The organism is Aeromonas salmonicida (assembly GCF_028355655.1).
In the GTDB taxonomy this organism is placed as follows: Bacteria; Pseudomonadota; Gammaproteobacteria; order Enterobacterales; family Aeromonadaceae; genus Aeromonas; species Aeromonas salmonicida.
The window spans coordinates 1,791,287-1,807,364 of sequence record NZ_CP110645.1 but is presented as its reverse complement, the minus strand read 5'-3'; the positions used below and the strand labels follow the sequence as shown (position 1 = coordinate 1,807,364).

General features: G+C 60.4%; 16 protein-coding genes. 9 read left to right on the top strand and 7 right to left on the bottom strand.

Features of this window, described 5'->3' with window-relative positions:
• The first annotated feature begins 268 nt into the window (after window positions 1–268).
• The 4 genes from ONZ54_RS08880 (at window position 269) to serA (ending at window position 4,749) form a co-directional block, all read left to right on the top strand.
• Entirely contained in the window at window positions 269–1,603 is a 1,335-nt protein-coding gene (locus tag ONZ54_RS08880) for a Na+/H+ antiporter NhaC family protein (RefSeq protein ID WP_005314627.1), read from the top strand.
• A 166-nt stretch (window positions 1,604–1,769) separates the two neighbouring features.
• On the top strand, window positions 1,770–2,378 hold the full coding sequence (locus tag ONZ54_RS08875) for a 5-formyltetrahydrofolate cyclo-ligase (protein ID WP_005314624.1): 609 nt from the start codon (window positions 1,770–1,772) through the stop codon (window positions 2,376–2,378).
• 256 nt (window positions 2,379–2,634) lie between these two features.
• On the top strand, window positions 2,635–3,288 hold the full coding sequence (gene rpiA, locus ONZ54_RS08870; protein WP_005314623.1) for a ribose-5-phosphate isomerase RpiA: 654 nt from the start codon (window positions 2,635–2,637) through the stop codon (window positions 3,286–3,288).
• Between the two features lie 228 nt (window positions 3,289–3,516).
• Window positions 3,517–4,749 (top strand): phosphoglycerate dehydrogenase, encoded by a 1,233-nt coding sequence (gene serA, locus ONZ54_RS08865; protein ID WP_005314621.1) that lies wholly within the window; start codon window positions 3,517–3,519, stop codon window positions 4,747–4,749.
• A 240-nt stretch (window positions 4,750–4,989) separates the two neighbouring features.
• Here the strand turns inward: serA and ONZ54_RS08860 are convergent, their stop codons facing one another.
• Window positions 4,990–5,370 carry a diacylglycerol kinase gene (locus ONZ54_RS08860; protein ID WP_058394146.1) on the bottom strand — a complete coding sequence of 127 codons (381 nt, stop codon included), beginning with the start codon at window positions 5,368–5,370 and terminating at the stop codon, window positions 4,990–4,992.
• A gap of 154 nt (window positions 5,371–5,524) precedes the next feature.
• On the opposite strand from ONZ54_RS08860, the gene ONZ54_RS08855 reads away from it, so the two are divergent.
• Window positions 5,525–6,589, top strand: a complete 1,065-nt coding sequence (locus ONZ54_RS08855; protein ID WP_271787966.1) for a 3-deoxy-7-phosphoheptulonate synthase — start codon at window positions 5,525–5,527, stop codon at window positions 6,587–6,589.
• Window positions 6,590–6,673: 84 nt separating this feature from the next.
• Here the strand turns inward: ONZ54_RS08855 and ONZ54_RS08850 are convergent, their stop codons facing one another.
• The 3 genes from ONZ54_RS08850 to ONZ54_RS08840 form a co-directional block, all read right to left on the bottom strand.
• Window positions 6,674–7,483 (bottom strand): ATP-binding cassette domain-containing protein, encoded by an 810-nt coding sequence (locus tag ONZ54_RS08850; RefSeq protein WP_271788265.1) that lies wholly within the window; start codon window positions 7,481–7,483, stop codon window positions 6,674–6,676.
• 59 nt (window positions 7,484–7,542) lie between these two features.
• Window positions 7,543–8,550, bottom strand: a complete 1,008-nt coding sequence (gene btuC, locus ONZ54_RS08845; RefSeq protein WP_058394150.1) for a vitamin B12 ABC transporter permease BtuC — start codon at window positions 8,548–8,550, stop codon at window positions 7,543–7,545.
• A gap of 103 nt (window positions 8,551–8,653) precedes the next feature.
• Window positions 8,654–9,385 (bottom strand): substrate-binding periplasmic protein, encoded by a 732-nt coding sequence (locus tag ONZ54_RS08840; RefSeq protein WP_271787965.1) that lies wholly within the window; start codon window positions 9,383–9,385, stop codon window positions 8,654–8,656.
• Between the two features lie 111 nt (window positions 9,386–9,496).
• Here ONZ54_RS08840 and ONZ54_RS08835 point away from each other — a divergent pair, with 111 nt between their 5' ends.
• From ONZ54_RS08835 to ONZ54_RS08820, 4 genes are all read left to right on the top strand, one after another.
• Window positions 9,497–9,853: a DMT family protein gene (locus tag ONZ54_RS08835; RefSeq protein ID WP_005314602.1), complete on the top strand. Its 357-nt coding sequence runs from the start codon at window positions 9,497–9,499 to the stop codon at window positions 9,851–9,853.
• A gap of 59 nt (window positions 9,854–9,912) precedes the next feature.
• Window positions 9,913–11,052 carry a type IVa pilus ATPase TapW gene (tapW, locus tag ONZ54_RS08830; RefSeq protein WP_011898593.1) on the top strand — a complete coding sequence of 380 codons (1,140 nt, stop codon included), beginning with the start codon at window positions 9,913–9,915 and terminating at the stop codon, window positions 11,050–11,052.
• Between the two features lie 273 nt (window positions 11,053–11,325).
• The gene (gene glgC, locus ONZ54_RS08825) at window positions 11,326–12,597 is read left to right on the top strand and encodes a glucose-1-phosphate adenylyltransferase (RefSeq protein WP_017412109.1); all 1,272 of its coding nucleotides are present in this window, start codon (window positions 11,326–11,328) and stop codon (window positions 12,595–12,597) included.
• Between the two features lie 150 nt (window positions 12,598–12,747).
• Complete coding sequence (locus tag ONZ54_RS08820; protein WP_271787964.1) at window positions 12,748–13,227, top strand: WbuC family cupin fold metalloprotein; 480 nt, start codon at window positions 12,748–12,750, stop codon at window positions 13,225–13,227.
• A 96-nt stretch (window positions 13,228–13,323) separates the two neighbouring features.
• Here the strand turns inward: ONZ54_RS08820 and ONZ54_RS08815 are convergent, their stop codons facing one another.
• The 3 genes from ONZ54_RS08815 to ONZ54_RS08805 are packed head-to-tail and all read right to left on the bottom strand — an operon-like array spanning window position 13,324 to window position 16,057.
• Entirely contained in the window at window positions 13,324–13,566 is a 243-nt protein-coding gene (locus ONZ54_RS08815; protein WP_021140137.1) for a FeoC-like transcriptional regulator, read from the bottom strand.
• Entirely contained in the window at window positions 13,563–15,833 is a 2,271-nt protein-coding gene (feoB, locus tag ONZ54_RS08810; RefSeq protein ID WP_271787963.1) for a Fe(2+) transporter permease subunit FeoB, read from the bottom strand. The genes ONZ54_RS08815 and feoB overlap by 4 nt, the downstream gene beginning before the upstream one ends.
• Complete coding sequence (locus ONZ54_RS08805) at window positions 15,830–16,057, bottom strand: FeoA family protein (protein WP_005314583.1); 228 nt, start codon at window positions 16,055–16,057, stop codon at window positions 15,830–15,832. Before ONZ54_RS08805 ends, feoB begins: the two co-directional genes overlap by 4 nt.
• Window positions 16,058–16,078 lie beyond the last annotated feature (21 nt).

The following is a 16,078-nucleotide window of genomic DNA, read 5'->3' as shown; positions in this document are numbered from 1 at the left end:
ATGACATGTCTGTGAAAAGTGCCCTGCATGTCCCAAGACAACACCGAACAATTGACAGCATTGATTAATTTTTCCGAACATACTTTTGATATTTCAATCGCGTCAGAATTGACCGACAAAAAACCCTATCCATCTGGACGTCTATCTTGACCGAATGCCCCCGACTCACTACTGTAGGCGCCCCACAGCGGCAGGATGCCCGCCACGCTCATCCCATCAACCCGGGCTGGTGACGACAGGGAGGTCATGTTCAACCACAGAGGAATACATGATCCAGACCCAACCCAGTGCCAGAGCCCTGCTGCCTCTTCTGGTCTTTCTTGCTCTCTTCATCGGTACCGGCACCTGGCTCACCCTGCAGGGGGTGGAATTCGCCTTCTACCAGCTGCCTGCCCCCGTGGCTGCACTGCCTGCCGTCATGCTGGCACTGACGCTGGGGAAAGAGGGGTTCAACAAGAACCTTGAAACCTTCTTCAAGGGAGTGGGTGACAGCAGCATAATGGCGATGTGCATCATCTATCTGTTGGCTGGCGCCTTCGCCACCGTGGCCAAGGCCACCGGTGGGGTCGATGCCACTGTCGCGCTCGGTCTGTCGCTGATCCCGGGCTGGTTCCTGCTGCCGGGCCTGTTCCTCATCTCTGCGTTTATTGCCACCGCCATGGGCACCTCCATGGGCACTATCGGCGCCGTGGCGCCGGTAGCGCTCGGCGTCGCCCAGGCAGCCGGTATCGACCCCGTGCTGATGGCCGGCACCATTCTCTCCGGCGCCATGTTCGGCGATAACCTCTCCATCATCTCGGACACCACCATAGCGGCGACCCGCAGCCAGGGCTGCGAGATGAAGGACAAGTTTCGCGAGAACGTCAAGATTGCTGCCCCTGCCGCCATCGCAGTGATCCTGCTCTATCTGACCCTGGGGTCAGTGGGGGAAGCTCCCGCCACCACCGCCAGCGCGGACCTGTTCAAGGTGATGCCTTATCTGTTGATCCTGGTGCTGGCTCTATCCGGCATGAACGTCTTCATGGTGCTGGGGATTGGCATTGTGGCCGCGGGCGCGGTTGGCATGATCAGCGGTTACCCGCTGGGCCAGTTCAGCAAGGACATCTATCAGGGCTTTACCGGCATGCAGGAGATCTTTTTGCTCTCCATGCTGATCGGCGGTCTTGGCGCCTTGATGGAACGCCAGGGCGGGCTGGCCTGGATCAGCGCCCGCATCAGCGCCCTGATTGCCCGCTTTACCCGCCAGCACGATGGCGAGCAGAACGAGAAGGCGGCCGAACTCGGCATCGCAGGCGTGGTGAGCTTGACCAACCTCTGCACCGCCAACAACACAGTGGCCATCATAGTGGCCAGCAAGGTAGCACGGGAGCTGGCGGAGCATCACGGCGTCACCCCGCGCCGCGCCGCCTCCATGCTGGATATCTTCTCCTGCGTGGTCCAAGGGCTCATCCCCTGGGGCGCACAGGCGCTGCTGCTGGGCTCCATCTTCGCATTGTCGCCACTGGCGGTGGTGAGCATGAGCTTCTATCCCATGGCCCTGGCACTGGCTGCAATAGTGGCTGTATTCGTCAAGCATCAGATGGGCAAGACATCGGACAAATAACCGGGACGGCTGCCGAACCGGGCATTGCACCGGGCATTGTACCCGGCCTGGCAGCCCATCCCCGCTGGGCTTGTCGCACTGTTCATCCCTCGCAGGCCTTGTTAAGGTAACCAGGCCTTTGTGGCCAACTCTCTGCTCAACCCAGGTGCACAATACAGGAGCCCCCATGCCGGATACCCAACCCGAGCAAGCCCATGAGCGGCAAACCCTGCGCCAGCTCATTCGTCTGCGCAGAAAAAGCCTGAGCCAGGCCGAGCAGCAGGAGGCAGCCCAGCAGCTGGTTGCCCAGTTCAAGCAGCACAGCGAGATCCTGGCCGCCAGACGCATTGCCCTCTACCTGGCCAACGATGGCGAACTCAACCCCCTGCCCGCCATTCACTGGCTCTGGGCCCAGCAAAAAGAGGTCTATCTGCCGGTGCTGCACCCCTTCACCCCGGGTCACCTGCTCTTCTTGCGCTACACAGCCACCAGCCCCATGACCCGCAATCGCTACGGCATCGCCGAGCCTGAGCTGGATATGTCCCAGGTGGTACCTCATAGCACCCTGGACCTTATCTGTACCCCGCTGGTGGCATTCGATGCCGAGGGCAACCGGCTCGGTATGGGGGGCGGCTATTACGATCGCACCCTCGCCTGCTGGCACGAACACAAGCTGGGCCCCAAGCCGCTGGGTCTCGCCCATGACTGCCAACAGGTGGATGCCGTGCCACAGGAGCAGTGGGACGTGCCGCTGCCGCAGATCATCACCCCGAGCCGCTGCTGGCAATTTGCATGACCTCACAGGCAGTCGGCCTGTGCCGACTGCCTGTGCCTGCCCCCGTTGGCTGTGCTGCCGTCTCTGTTTTTTGCCATCTCCCCCTCTCAGTACAGCCTCCTTTTCGTGCCCGCCACGCCAGATGCCATCCAGGGGGCTCAATAAACAGGCAAACGATTTACATCTTGGGGATTTTTGGACCGGAACGTGACCTCTGTAGTCGCTCTGGGAGGGATGCTTGGATATAATGCGCCCGCTTTTTCCCAGAGGATCGATCATGACTCAAGATGAAATGAAGAAGGCGGCTGGTTGGGCTGCGCTCAAATACGTGGTGCCCGGTACCATAGTCGGGGTAGGCACAGGCTCTACCGTCAACCACTTTATCGATGCGCTGGCGACCATGAAGGACCAGATCAACGGGGCTGTATCCAGCTCAATCGCCTCCACCGAGCGCCTCAAAGAGTTTGGCATCAATGTCTATGACCTCAATGACATCGATGCCCTCTCCGTCTACGTGGATGGCGCCGACGAGATCAACGCCAGTCGCGACATGATCAAGGGCGGTGGCGCGGCCCTGACCCGCGAGAAGATAGTGGCGGCCGTGGCTGACAAGTTCATCTGCATCATCGACAACACCAAAACCGTGGACGTGCTGGGTCAGTTCCCGCTGCCGGTGGAAGTGATCCCCATGGCCCGCGAATACGTGGCCCGCGAGATCCGCAAGCTGGGTGGCAACCCCGAGTGGCGCGAAGGTGTGGTCACCGACAACGGCAACATCATACTGGACGTCAAGGGCATGGCCATCAAGGATGCCAAGGCGCTGGAAGTACAGCTCAATGGCATAGTGGGCGTGGTCACCAACGGTCTGTTTGCCCACCGTGGCGCTGACGTGGTACTGATCGGCACACCTGACGGGGTCATCACCCAATAAGGCCGCCTCGACAACATCATTGCTCTGCGAATCGATGACGGCGCCTGATGGCGCCGTTTTCATTTATCACTCAATGAGTTGCAAACTGTGGTTTACAACTATCGTTGAAAACTTCAAAGAATTTGACTTTCGTCACAAATATTCCCTCTCACAATCGTTTTTGCTACTTTACGGTTTTCTTCACACACCATATCTGCACTCATTCTTTGCATACATAGAGGGATCGTCATGACTGCCAAGTTTTCGCTGGACAAGGATAAGATCAAGGTGCTGCTGCTGGAGGGAGTGCATCTCAACACGGTAGAGACCTTTCGTGCCGCAGGTTATACCAGCGTGGAGTACCTCAAGACCTCCCTGTCGGAAGAGGATCTGATCGAGCGCATTCGTGATGTGCATTTCGTGGGGCTGCGCTCGCGCACCCAGCTCACCGAAAAGGTGCTGGATGCCGCAAGCAAGCTGGTCGCCATCGGCTGCTTCTGCATCGGGACCAACCAGGTTGACCTCGACGCCGCCCACCTGCGTGGCATCCCCGTCTTCAACGCCCCCTTCTCCAATACCCGCTCAGTCGCAGAGCTGGTGCTGGGCGAGATACTGCTGCTGCTGCGCGGCATCCCGGAGAAAAACGCCAAGTGCCATCGCGGCGTGTGGGAAAAACTGGCCAATCGCTCGGTGGAAGCCCGTGGCAAGAAGCTCGGCATCATAGGCTACGGCCATATCGGTACCCAGCTTGGCATCATAGCCGAGAGCATCGGCATGAAGGTCTACTACTACGACATCGAGAACAAGCTCTCCCTGGGCAACGCCATCCAGGTGCCGAGCATGGTCGAACTGCTCAACATGTCCGATGTCATCAGCCTGCACGTGCCGGAGACCGCCTCCACCAAGAACATGATCGGCGCCGAGCAGCTGCGCATGATGAAACCGGGCGCCATCTTCATCAACGCCGCCCGCGGTACCGTGGTGGATATCGATGCCCTGGCCGACGTCATCAAGAGCGGTCATGTCTCCGGTGCCGCCATCGACGTCTTCCCGGTTGAGCCCAAGTCCAACGACGAGGAGTTCCTGAGCCCGCTGCGCGGGTTGGACAACGTGATCCTCACCCCCCATATCGGTGGCACCACTCAGGAAGCCCAGGAAAACATTGGTCTGGAAGTGGCCAACAAGCTGGTCAAGTATTCTGACAACGGCTCCACCCTCTCCGCCGTCAACTTCCCGGAAGTCTCGCTGCCGGGCCACAAGGGCTCCAGCCGCCTGCTGCACATTCACCGCAACCAGCCGGGCGTCATGAACAAGATCAACCAGATCTTCGCCGAAGAGGGGATCAACATCGCCGGTCAGTACCTGCAAACCAGCAGCCATATCGGTTATGTGGTGATCGACGTGGAGACAGAGCACAGCGAGAAGGCACTCGCCAAGCTCAAGGAGATCAACGGCACCATACGTGCGCGGATCCTGCATTGAGCCGTCGGGCTATGCCGCTAAGCAACTAACCCAACCGACAAAACGCAGTAAACCAGAAACCCGCCGAATGGCGGGTTTCTTTATGGCCGGGTACTGTGGTTCAGTGACCTAAGAGCGTCGGTTCGATTGGCACAGCGTAATCGGACACCCCTGTCTCAATCACGAGAAAGGTTGCTGTCGCAACCTACCACCAGCCCAGCTGGGTTATGCCCCGCCGGGCTTTTCTTGGTACCGAAAATGCTACCACCAGCCGAGCAGGTTGCGTCCCACCAGAGCGCCCCACACCAGGGCATTGAGCGCCAGGGCGATAAAGACGGCGGCGGAGCCAAGATCCTTGGCGCGGCCCGACAGCTCGTGATGCTCCGAGCCCACCCTGTCTACCACTGCCTCTATGGCAGAGTTGAGCACCTCGACGATCACCACCAGCCAGCTGATGCTCACCAGCAGCAGGATCTGGTTGAGGGAATCCCCGAGCCAGAAGGCCAACGGCATCAGCAGCAGGATCAACATCAGCTCCTGCCTAAAGGCCGCCTCGTTGACCCAGGCCGACTTGAGTCCCTTCATGCTGTAACCGGTTGCGTTGATGATGCGGGTAACCCCGGTTGCTCCTGGCTTTGCCACGCTATCTACCTCATTTGGCGTCGTTTTGGGGTTCACATCCTATCAGAGCCCCTCGAGGTTTCCATCAGGGGCATTTTGCTTTATTTTATCCCCTTGCATTTTCGGCACGCGGTCAACGCTACAGCCCACGCCACCCACTCGAGAATTGAGTCGTATGTCCATTCACACCGATGAATTGCGCACCCGTCGCCTGGAGTCCCTGATCACTCCAAGCGAGCTCGCGCACGCCTTCCCGTTAAACGACACCGTTGCCCAGAACCTGCTGGATGCCCGCCGCGAAGTGGAAGCCATTCTGGCCGGTGAGGATCAGCGCCTGCTGGTCATCGTCGGCCCCTGCTCCATCCATGATCCGGCCGCCGCCCACGAGTATGCCCGTCGCCTCAACACCCTGCGCGAGCAGTACAAAGAGAGCCTCTGCATCGTGATGCGCACCTACTTCGAGAAGCCGCGCACTATCGTCGGCTGGAAGGGGCTCATCAATGATCCGCGCCTCGATGGCAGTTTCGATGTCAACGAAGGGCTGAAACTGGCCCGCAAGCTGCTGGTCGACATCAACGAGATCGGCATGCCCACCGCCACCGAGTTTCTCGATATGGTGACCGGTCAGTACATCAGCGACCTCATCACCTGGGGTGCCATAGGCGCACGTACCACCGAATCCCAGGTACACCGCGAGATGGCCTCCGCCCTCTCCTGTCCGGTCGGCTTCAAGAACGGCACCGACGGCAACACCCGCATCGCCATCGATGCGGTGCGCGCCGCCCGCCACAGCCACATCTTCTATTCCCCGGATAAGGACGGCAAGATGACCATCTACCGCACCGCCGGCAACCCCTATGGCCACGTGATCCTTCGTGGCGGCCACAGACCCAACTACGATACCGCCAGCATCGACGAGGCGTGCGAAGCCCTGGCCGACGTGGGCCTGCCAGAGCGCCTGGTGGTAGATTTCAGCCACGGCAACAGCATGAAGGATCACCGCCGTCAGCTGCTGGTGGCCCAGGACATCTGCGATCAGCTGCGCCGCGGCCGTACCGGCATCGCCGGCATCATGGCCGAGAGCTTCCTGGTGGAAGGTCGTCAGGATGTGGAGAACGGCTGCGCCGCCACCTTCGGCCAGAGCATCACGGATGCCTGCCTGTCGTGGAGCGACACAGAGACGCTGCTGGCCATGCTGGCCGAGGCTGCGCAGGTACGCCTAAGCAAACAGGCTCGCTAACCCTGCGTTACCCGAAAGACAGAAAGGGCCTGATATCACTGATATCCGGCCCTTTTCTTTACCTGCGGATCACTGCCAGCGCTGCTAGAGGGTAGGCATAAACCAGACCCGACCGGCCGCCTCAATGCGGTCGGTCTTGATCTGGAACACCCGCTCCAGCAAGGCTTCGTCGATGACATCGACGCCCCCCTCGCTCACCACGCGCCCCTGCTGCAGACAGAGGATCCGATCCGCCCAGTCGATGGCCAGATTGATGTCGTGGATGGCGAGCACCACCAGCAGCCCCTGCCGTGCCAACGATTTCAGCAGTCGCAACAGCGCCAGCTGATGGTGCAGATCCAGCCCCGCCAGCGGTTCGTCCAGCAGCAAGACTCGCCCCGCCGGATTGAGGCCGGGCCACACCTGCAGCAAGGTACGGGCAATCAGCACCCGCTGTTGCTCCCCGCCGGAGAGGCGACTAAAGTCCCGCGCCAGTAGCGAGCTCAGCTCCAGTGCATCGCACAGGGCGTCGACGGCGTCGCTCTGGGCCTGCTTCACATCGCCCGGTTGCCTGATCTGCACCCGTTCATCCAGCCCTATGGCCAGCACCTGAAACACAGGAATATGAAACAGCTGGGGCTGGCGCTGGGGCAGCATGGCGCGACGCTGGGCCAACTCCGGCCAGCTCAGCTCGCGGATCGCCACCCCGCCAAGCCGCACTGTGCCCGCGGCGGGCAAAATACCGGCCAGGGCGCCAAGCAGGGTGGATTTGCCGCTGCCGTTTGGGCCGAGCAGGGCCACCAGCTGACCGCCCTGCCAATCGAGATCCAGCGCAGCCAGTCGCTCCGGGATGGCAAGGGCTCGCGCCTCGATCAGGGAGGCTGACTCAAGCGAAGAGGGATCAGCGGGCAGCATCGGCATCTTGCCTCAACAGCAGGTAGACAACTTGAGCATGTCGGCATTCGGGCCGGTATTTATGCGGTAGCATTGGCATCTTGCCTCAGCAGCAGATAGATGAAGAGCGGGGCGCCGACCGAGGCGGTGATGACACCGATGGGCAGCTCACCGGCGCTTAATGCAGAGCGTGCAACCAGATCGGCCCCCAGCAGCAGGGCACCGCCCCCCAACGCAGAGGCGGGCAACAGGAAGCGTTGATCGCTGCCGCCACACAGACGCAGCAGATGGGGCACCACCAGTCCGACAAAGCCGATGACACCGCATAGCGACACGGCAATGCCGGTGAGCAAACAGACCGCCAGCACCAGTCGCACCCGCATCCTGTCCACGTCCAGTCCCATCAGACGGGCCTGGGTCTCCCCCAGCAGCAGTTGCTGCAAGGCCCTGCCCTGCCAGCAAAGCCAGCCGAGGGTCAGCGGCAGCACCAGCCACCACCAGGCCAGTTGCTGGCTGCCATAGGAGAGGCTGCCCATCATCCAGAACATGTATTCGCGCAGAGAGCCGTCATCGGCAAAGTACATCAGCCAGGTCATGGCCGCATTGGTGAGGATGCCGATGGCGACCCCGAACAGCAGCAGACGGGTATGGCCGAGCCTGGCCCGACGCGCCAGCCGAATGAGCAGCATGGTCACCGCCAGGGCGCCACCAAACGCTGCCAGCGACAAGCCCCAGCCCGGCAGATAGATACCGAGGGACTTGGCCACGGCCATCGCCACCATGGCGGCGAGGCCAGCGCCGCTCGACACGCCAAGCAGGCCGGGTTCGGCCACCGGGTTGTGCAGCATCACCTGCAGCACGGCGCCGCCGCAGGCAAGCGCCGCCCCCGCCAGCAGGGCCAGCAAGGCACGGGGCAACCGCAATTCCAGCAGGATGCGTTGTTCAAGATCGCCCATGGGCTGCCAGGGCAGCAGCATGAATTCGCCCCAGATAAGGGAGAAGAAAAAGAGCAGCAGGGTCAGCAGCGTCAGGCAAAACAACCAGCCCCGCTGCCAGCGTTGCTGGCGGGCGAGCAAAGAGAGATACACAGAAGCTCCCCGAACGTGTACAAGGCCCGGCGCCGATGCTGTATTGACCAGCCCGGCGCACAAGGATGAAAAGCGCATGATAACAGTGCGTTACCACCCAAGGTCAAGGCTGGTAAGGTTTGGCAAGGGCACCTATCTCGCCGCTCGCCACCATCTCCTGCAACGCCAGCGCCAGCGGCTGCCGCAGGGCGTGGTGAGGGGAGCGCTTGCTCATGCCCAGATAGAGCATGACCGGCTTGGGTGGCAGATAGGCCGCTTTGATGAGCCCGGCCTCATTGTGCTGGCTCAGGGCATAATCCACCTGGCAATCCGTGCCTATCATCAGCGATAAATGGCCCCGCTGCACCATGCGCAGCAGTTGATCCTCGGTGGGTACGCCGTGCTTGTCGAGCTTGTTGTCCGAATCAAACGGCTCGAAGTAGGCGGAGTTGAGCACATGACCCACCTTGCGTCCCTGCAAGTCGGCATAGGTTTTAAGAGACGACACCACGGCGCCCTTGCCATAGAAGGCAGAACCGCACTGGTAGTAGGCGGGGTGCAGATAATCGATGAACTGTGCCCTGTCCGGCGTCATCGCCACCCCTATCATGAGATCAACCTGACCGGTCTGCATCTGCTTGAGGGCCCGTCCCCAGGGGACCCGCGTCACCTCGAACTGTATGCCGCTACGGCTCTGCAGCCGCTGCAGAATATCCATGTCCAACCCGCGAAACTGACCATCCGGTTGCAAGACTCGAAACGGTGGCCAGACATCGGTGGCCACCGTCAGGGTTGGTGCACCCTGTGCCTGACAGGCCAGCAGCAGACCAAACACTCCCCAGCCTCTCTTCCCCATCCCCTGATCCCTGTGTCACCCACCCTTGATGGGTTAAAAATACCCTGCCGTGCCACTTATGGAAACCCGGGGTTCAGGGATAAAATGCGCCGGACTTTCAAGGAGAACCCAATGAACCCGATTTTCGCCAGTATCGGTCTGCTCTTGTGCAGCAACGTCTTCATGACTTTCGCCTGGTATGCCCACCTCAAGAGCATGAACCACAAACCCTGGATCATCGCCGCCCTGGTGAGCTGGGGCATAGCCCTGTTCGAATACCTGTTGCAGGTGCCCGCCAACCGTATCGGCCATACAGTGATGAGCGTTGGCCAGCTCAAGATACTGCAAGAGGTGATCACCCTTACCGTGTTTGTCCCCTTCTCGGTCTTCTATCTGAAAGAGGATCTGAAGTGGGATTACCTCTGGGCCGGCCTCTGCATCATGGGCGCAGTGTTTTTTGTGTTTCGCGAGAAACTCACCGGCGCCTGAGGCTGTACACTCAATAACATCCCAAGTAACGGCATCTCCTTGATAGACGAGGCAAAACCATGGAATTGCGAGACATGCTACAGATCCTGGCCAAGCAGGACGGCTCAGACCTCTATCTGTCGACCGGCGCCCCTCCCTGTGCCAAGTTCAACGGTGGGCTGCGCCCCCTGTCCGAGACGTCGCTCGAACCGGGTGAAGTGGCCAAGATCGCCGCCGACATCATGGATGGCGAGCAGAAGCAGCAGTTCGAGCGGGAGCTGGAGATGAACCTCGCCATCTCCCTGCCCCAGATAGGCCGTTTTCGGATCAACATCTTCAAGCAGCGCAATGAAGTCTCCCTGGTGGCCCGCAACATCAAGACAGAGATCCCCCGCTTTGAAGATCTCAAACTGCCCCCCGTGCTGCTCGACACCATCATGGAGAAACGGGGCCTAGTGCTGTTTGTGGGCGGAACAGGCTCGGGCAAATCCACGTCGCTGGCGGCCCTCATCGACCATCGCAACCGCAACAGCGGCGGCCACATCATCACCATCGAGGATCCGGTGGAGTTCGTCCATCGTCACCGCAAGAGCATCATCAACCAGCGGGAGGTGGGGGTAGATACCCGCAGCTTCCACGCCGCGCTCAAGAACACCCTGCGCCAGGCACCGGATGTGATCCTCATCGGTGAAATTCGCGATCGCGAGACCATGGAGCATGCCCTTGCCTTCTCCGAGACCGGGCATCTGGCCATCTCCACCCTGCACGCCAACAACGCCAACCAGGCGCTGGATCGCATCATCAACTTCTTCCCGGAAGAGCGCCGGCCGCAACTGCTCAACGATCTTGGCAACAACCTCAAGGCCTTTGTCTCCCAGCGACTGGTGAAAACCACAGACGGTGGCCGCCGGGCGGCGGTGGAGATCATGCTGGGCACCCACACCATCCGCGACATGATCAAACGCGGTGAATTTGGCAGCCTGAAAGAGGTGATGGAAAAATCCAGAGCGCTCGGCATGGTCACCTTCGACAGCGCCCTGTTCGATCTGGTGGTGGAAGGGGTGATAGAGGAGGAAGAAGCGGTGAAAAACGCCGACTCGGCCAACAACCTGCGCCTCAAGATCAAGTTGTGGAAAGAGAAGGGCCAGATCGCCAACAGTGCGGATGCCACCGGCTGGAGTCTGGAGCCCACCAAGGATGAAAGTAACGATCCCTTCTAGTCAGCCCCCTGTCCCCTCCCCCTTGAACCGTCACACGCCATGGCAGATGACGGTTCAAAAAAACGCCAGTCAGCCATCCTTGTCTTAGCCCCTGCCTCTTCTCGCCATGTTGCTATCTGGTTAACACCCGCCCCTTGGCCATGGCGTTCGCTCACATAAATGACAAAAAAATCAATGTGAGCCCCCTGCTTGCAAAAAATGCCGTTGAAAGCCCTTTCATACAGGCCTCAAAGGAGGCAGTATCAAGAGATTCTATCAACAAAGGGGTATTCAATGTTGTTACAACCTGCCAATACAGCAAAATCCAGACAATTGCTGAACGAGACCATGGCCTTGGTTCTCGCAGGAGGGCGGGGCAGTCGCCTCAAGCAGTTGACGGACAACAGGGCGAAACCGGCAGTTCATTTTGGCGGTAAATTCCGCATCATCGACTTCGTACTCTCCAATTGCATCAACTCGGGGATCCGCCGGGTCGGCGTGGTCACCCAATACAAATCCCACAGCCTGCTGCGCCATCTGCAATCGGGCTGGTCATTCCTGCGCTACCAGATGAACGAATTCATCGATCTGCTGCCTGCCCAACAAAGGGTGGACGAGGTCAACTGGTATCGCGGCACTGCCGATGCCGTGTATCAGAATCTGGATATCATTCGCGATCACGCCCCCAAATACGTGGTGGTGCTGGCGGGGGATCACATCTACAAGATGGATTACGCCGCCATGCTGCTCGATCACGTCAACATGGGGGCCAAGGTCACAGTGGCCTGCATCGAGGTGCCGCGCATAGAGGCAAGCGCCTTTGGGGTGATGGCGGTGGATGGGGATCGCAAGATCAACGCCTTCGTCGAGAAACCGGCCAATCCGCCCGCCATGCCAGGCAAGGCCGACATGGCGCTGGCCTCCATGGGGGTCTACATCTTCGAAGCCGAGTATCTCTACCAGTTGCTGGAAGAGGATCTGGCCAACCAGGATTCCCACCACGATTTCGGCATGGACGTGATCCCGCGGGTGGTCAAGGAGGGATCCGCCTACGCCCATCCGTTCAGCATGTCCTGCGTCGGCTGCTGCCCGCAAAAACGCCCCTACTGGCGTGATGTAGGGACTGTGGATTCGTTCTGGGAAGCGAACATGGATCTCGCCTCCGTCACTCCCGAGCTCGATATCTATGATCAGGAGTGGCCCATCTGGACCAGCCAGACCATGACCCCACCCGCCAAGTTTGTGCAGGACAGAAACGGCCAGCACGGCATGACCATCAACTCCATGTTCTCCGGTGGCACCATCGTCAGCGGCTCCTTCATCGTGAGTTCGGTGCTGTTCACCAATGTGCGCGTGCACTCCTTCTGCACCCTGGATCAGGCGGTGATCTTCCCCGGGGTCGAGATAGGTGCCGGTTGTCGCCTGCGCCGTGTGGTGGTCGACAAGGGCTGCATACTGCCCGAAGGGCTGGTGGTGGGGGAAAACGCCTGTGAAGATGCCCGCCGCTTCCACCGCTCCGAGCAGGGCATAGTACTGGTCACCAAAGAGATGCTGGCCAAGCTGTAAGCGAGTTGGTACACAGCAAGCAGCCACTGAACAAGGGAGCCCAGCCGGCTCCCTTGTTTACATTTGCTTACGGCTCGCCCCTTGCCTGTCAGCCCCTCGGGCATGCTACTCTGCCGACGCTCCTGCCTTTGCCTTATGATGGAACTGCACATGAAAAAACTGGACATCGCCCGCCTTGCCAGTCTCGCCACCGAGGCCGCCCACTCCCCGCGCCAGCGCATGAATCACAATCTGCACGACCAGCTGGCCGACCCCATCCAGCGGCTGGCCATTGCCATGGAGCCAGATACCTACATTCGCCCCCATCGCCATCTGCAAACCTGGGAGCTGCTCACCGCCCTGTGCGGGCGCTTCGTGGTGCTCAACTTTGACGATGAAGGCACTGTGGTTGCTCGCGCCGTGCTGGGGGAAGAGACCTCGGTACTGGAAACCCCGGTCGCCACCTGGCATGCGGTCCTGTCACTGGATCCCGGCGCCGTCATCTTCGAGGTGAAGCACGGCCCCTACGCACCGTTCAGGGAGGAAGACTTTGCCCCCTGGTCACCGGCCGTGGATGACATCGAGGGCCAGCAGGCCCTGATGGCCTGGTATCGCCATGCCGACGTGGGCCAGCGCTGGCCCGGGCGTTAACACCCCGGCCATACGCAGCCAGCCACAGAAACAACAAGACCCGCCGATGGCGGGTCTTGTTTATTGCATGATGGAGTGAGGGATCCGACAAGCGCGCTAGCGCTTTTGTACCAAACCAATCTGGCCGGGTTCACACCACTCGAACATCACCTCCTGGCTCTTGCCGCAGCAGCTGCCACCGCATACCTGAGTCTCCCGCTTGGCCACACGGCCCTTGCGCATCCAGACGCCGAGCATAGCCTCCACCGCATCTTCCGAGGTATGGAAATGACGCGCCAGATCCCGCCGACTCACCTTGCGCTGCACGGCGAGATAGTCCCCCAGCTCTCGCAGGATCATAAGGCCACCACCTTGCGGGCGACTATGTCACCGTGACGGCGGCCCAGCCACCAGAGCAGCAGCAGGGAGAGGCCATAGCTGCCAATCCAGAACAGGCTCTGCTCGGGGTGAGCGGCAAAGGTGGCAGCCTGATAGAAGACGGTGGCACACAGGAAGGCGGTGTAGTTGCACCAGGCGGCTGTCAGCAGCGCCCACTGACGACCGGTTTCCCGCACCAGCGCGCCCATGGCGGCGGCGCAAGGCATGTAGAGCAGCACAAACAACAGGTAGGCAAAGGCACCGGCCGCGCCGTCGAAGTGAGTCTGCATGTTGCCGTAGGTCGACACGTCCACTTCCTGAGCTTCGGCAGCGGCTTGTTGATCATCGAGCTCACCGACGGAGATCCCCATGGGATCGCTCGGGTTGATCTCCGCCAGATTGGCGGCAACGGCGGCGATGGCCTCGTGGAAGCTGGCAACGAGGGAGTATTCACTCTCCTCCTCATCACCGGCACTGCCGGCATAGAGGCTGTTGAGAGTACCGACCACCGCCTCTTTGGCGAAGATGCCGGTCACTATGCCGACCGTGGCCTGCCAGTTGTCATCGCGCACACCTATGGGGTGCAGCACAGGGGTGACTGCCTGACTGACCTTGCTCAGCACCGAGCTCTCCTGATCCTGGTGGCCAAAGCTGCCATCTGTTCCCAGCGAGTTGAGTACGCTCAGCACGGCAACCACCAGCACTATGGTTTTACCGGCACCAAACACGAAGGATTTGAGTTTCTGCCAGGTCTTGATCCCCACGTTGATGGGGCGCGGCCACTCGTAATCGGGCATCTCCATCAGCATGGAGTCACTCTTGCCCGGCAGCAATGTGTTGCGCAGCAAGAGGCCGGTGAGCACGGCCACCAGAATGCCGACGAGATAGAGACCGAACACCAGGTTCTGACCGGATTCGGGGAAGAAGGCCACCGCGAACAGGGCATAGACCGGCAGGCGGGCACCGCATGACATGAAGGGCGCCATAGCCGAGGTCATCAGCCGCTCGCGCTCCGAGTTGAGGGTGCGAGTCGCCATCACTGAGGGAACCGTACAGCCAAAGCCCATCAGCATGGGCACGAACGCCTTGCCCGGCAAGCCGAGGCGGCGCATCAGGGCATCCACCACGAAGGCCGCCCGCGCCAGATAGCCTGAGCTCTCCAGCACAGCCAGGAACAGGTAGAGACAGCCGATCACGGGGATAAAGGTAGCGACCGTCTGCAAACCGACCCCGAAGCCCCCCGCCAGTATGGCGCCAACCCACTCGGGGGCATTGACCAGCCCCAGCAGGTGACGGACCCCGTCCACAAACAGGGCGCCGCCCATGATGTCGAAGAAGTCGATGAAGGCGCTGCCCACATTGATGGCAAACAGGAACATCAGGTACATCATCAGCAGGAAGAAGGGGATGCCCACCCAGCGATTGAGCAGTACCCGATCCAGCCATTCACTCTGGGCAACGGTGAGTTTGCCCTTTTGCTGGCACGCCTGGCTGGTCCACTGATGAATGTGGCCATAGCGGATATCCGCCAGTTGCAGATCTATGTCCTGAGCATGGTGCGCACGGGCAACCACATTGGTAGCGGCGGCCTGTTGCCCTGCCTGCAGGGTTTCCTGCATCGCCTCATCCTCTTCCAGCAGGCGCAAGGCGCGGCCACGGGCGGTGAGGTGATGGGGGGCGAGCAGTGTCTCCAGCTCCGCCAAATCTTTCTCAAGAGTGCTGCCGTAATCGAGCATCAGCGCTGGCTGGGGCTTGCCGATAAACTGCTGGATCTGGTGCTTGAAGGCGGCGACCTGCTGGCGATTGTGGGCCGACAGGGGGACCACAGGGCAACCGAGCGCCTTGGCGAGCAGGGTTTCATCTATGGTCACCCGTCGCTTTTGCAGGATATCCATCTTGTTGAGCACCACCACCATGGGCAGCCCCAGCTCGCGCAGTTGCAGCGTGAGGTAGAGGGAGCGTTCCAGGTTGGCGGCATCGATGACGTTGAGCAGCAGGTCCGGCTGCTGACCCTGCACGAAGCGGCTGGCGATCTGCTCGTCCAGGCTCCCTTCCTGATTGGCCAGGCTATAGATGCCGGGCAGGTCCATCAGCTTGTAGTCATGTCCCTGGGCAGAAAACTCGCCCATCTTCTTGTCGACGGTCACACCACTCCAGTTGCCCACCTGCTGGCGGGCACCGGTCAGGGCGTTGAACAGTGAGGTCTTGCCGCTATTGGGATTGCCGACGGTCACGAGGGAGTAGTTCATACCAGTTCAACCTCGATTTGCAGGGCAAGGCTTTTTTGCATGGAGAGACAGATCCCCTGGCACTGGATCTGGAGCGGGTCACCCAGCGGGGCCGCGCGCAGGAAGAGGACTTCGGTCTGTGGCAGCAGGCCCATCACCATCAGTTTGCGCCGCAATGTACGTTCAAGATGGTTCATGTGCTTGATGCGAGCACTCTGTCCCGGTGACAACTGCGCGAGTACCATGACTGACTCCTGAAGTTAAAC

Excerpts from the sequence above, each read along its gene's own strand:
- ONZ54_RS08880 (WP_005314627.1), top strand. The coding sequence starts at position 269 with ATGATCCAGACCCAACCCAGTGCCAGAGCCCTGCTGCCTCTTCTGGTC.
- ONZ54_RS08875 (WP_005314624.1), top strand. The coding sequence starts at position 1,770 with ATGCCGGATACCCAACCCGAGCAAGCCCATGAGCGGCAAACCCTGCGC.
- rpiA (WP_005314623.1), top strand. The coding sequence starts at position 2,635 with ATGACTCAAGATGAAATGAAGAAGGCGGCTGGTTGGGCTGCGCTCAAA.
- serA (WP_005314621.1), top strand. The coding sequence starts at position 3,517 with ATGACTGCCAAGTTTTCGCTGGACAAGGATAAGATCAAGGTGCTGCTG.
- ONZ54_RS08855 (WP_271787966.1), top strand. The coding sequence starts at position 5,525 with ATGTCCATTCACACCGATGAATTGCGCACCCGTCGCCTGGAGTCCCTG.
- ONZ54_RS08850 (WP_271788265.1), bottom strand. The coding sequence starts at position 7,483 with ATGCTGCCCGCTGATCCCTCTTCGCTTGAGTCAGCCTCCCTGATCGAG.
- ONZ54_RS08840 (WP_271787965.1), bottom strand. The coding sequence starts at position 9,385 with ATGGGGAAGAGAGGCTGGGGAGTGTTTGGTCTGCTGCTGGCCTGTCAG.
- ONZ54_RS08835 (WP_005314602.1), top strand. The coding sequence starts at position 9,497 with ATGAACCCGATTTTCGCCAGTATCGGTCTGCTCTTGTGCAGCAACGTC.
- tapW (WP_011898593.1), top strand. The coding sequence starts at position 9,913 with ATGGAATTGCGAGACATGCTACAGATCCTGGCCAAGCAGGACGGCTCA.
- glgC (WP_017412109.1), top strand. The coding sequence starts at position 11,326 with ATGTTGTTACAACCTGCCAATACAGCAAAATCCAGACAATTGCTGAAC.
- ONZ54_RS08820 (WP_271787964.1), top strand. The coding sequence starts at position 12,748 with ATGAAAAAACTGGACATCGCCCGCCTTGCCAGTCTCGCCACCGAGGCC.
- ONZ54_RS08815 (WP_021140137.1), bottom strand. The coding sequence starts at position 13,566 with ATGATCCTGCGAGAGCTGGGGGACTATCTCGCCGTGCAGCGCAAGGTG.
- feoB (WP_271787963.1), bottom strand. The coding sequence starts at position 15,833 with ATGAACTACTCCCTCGTGACCGTCGGCAATCCCAATAGCGGCAAGACC.
- ONZ54_RS08805 (WP_005314583.1), bottom strand. The coding sequence starts at position 16,057 with ATGGTACTCGCGCAGTTGTCACCGGGACAGAGTGCTCGCATCAAGCAC.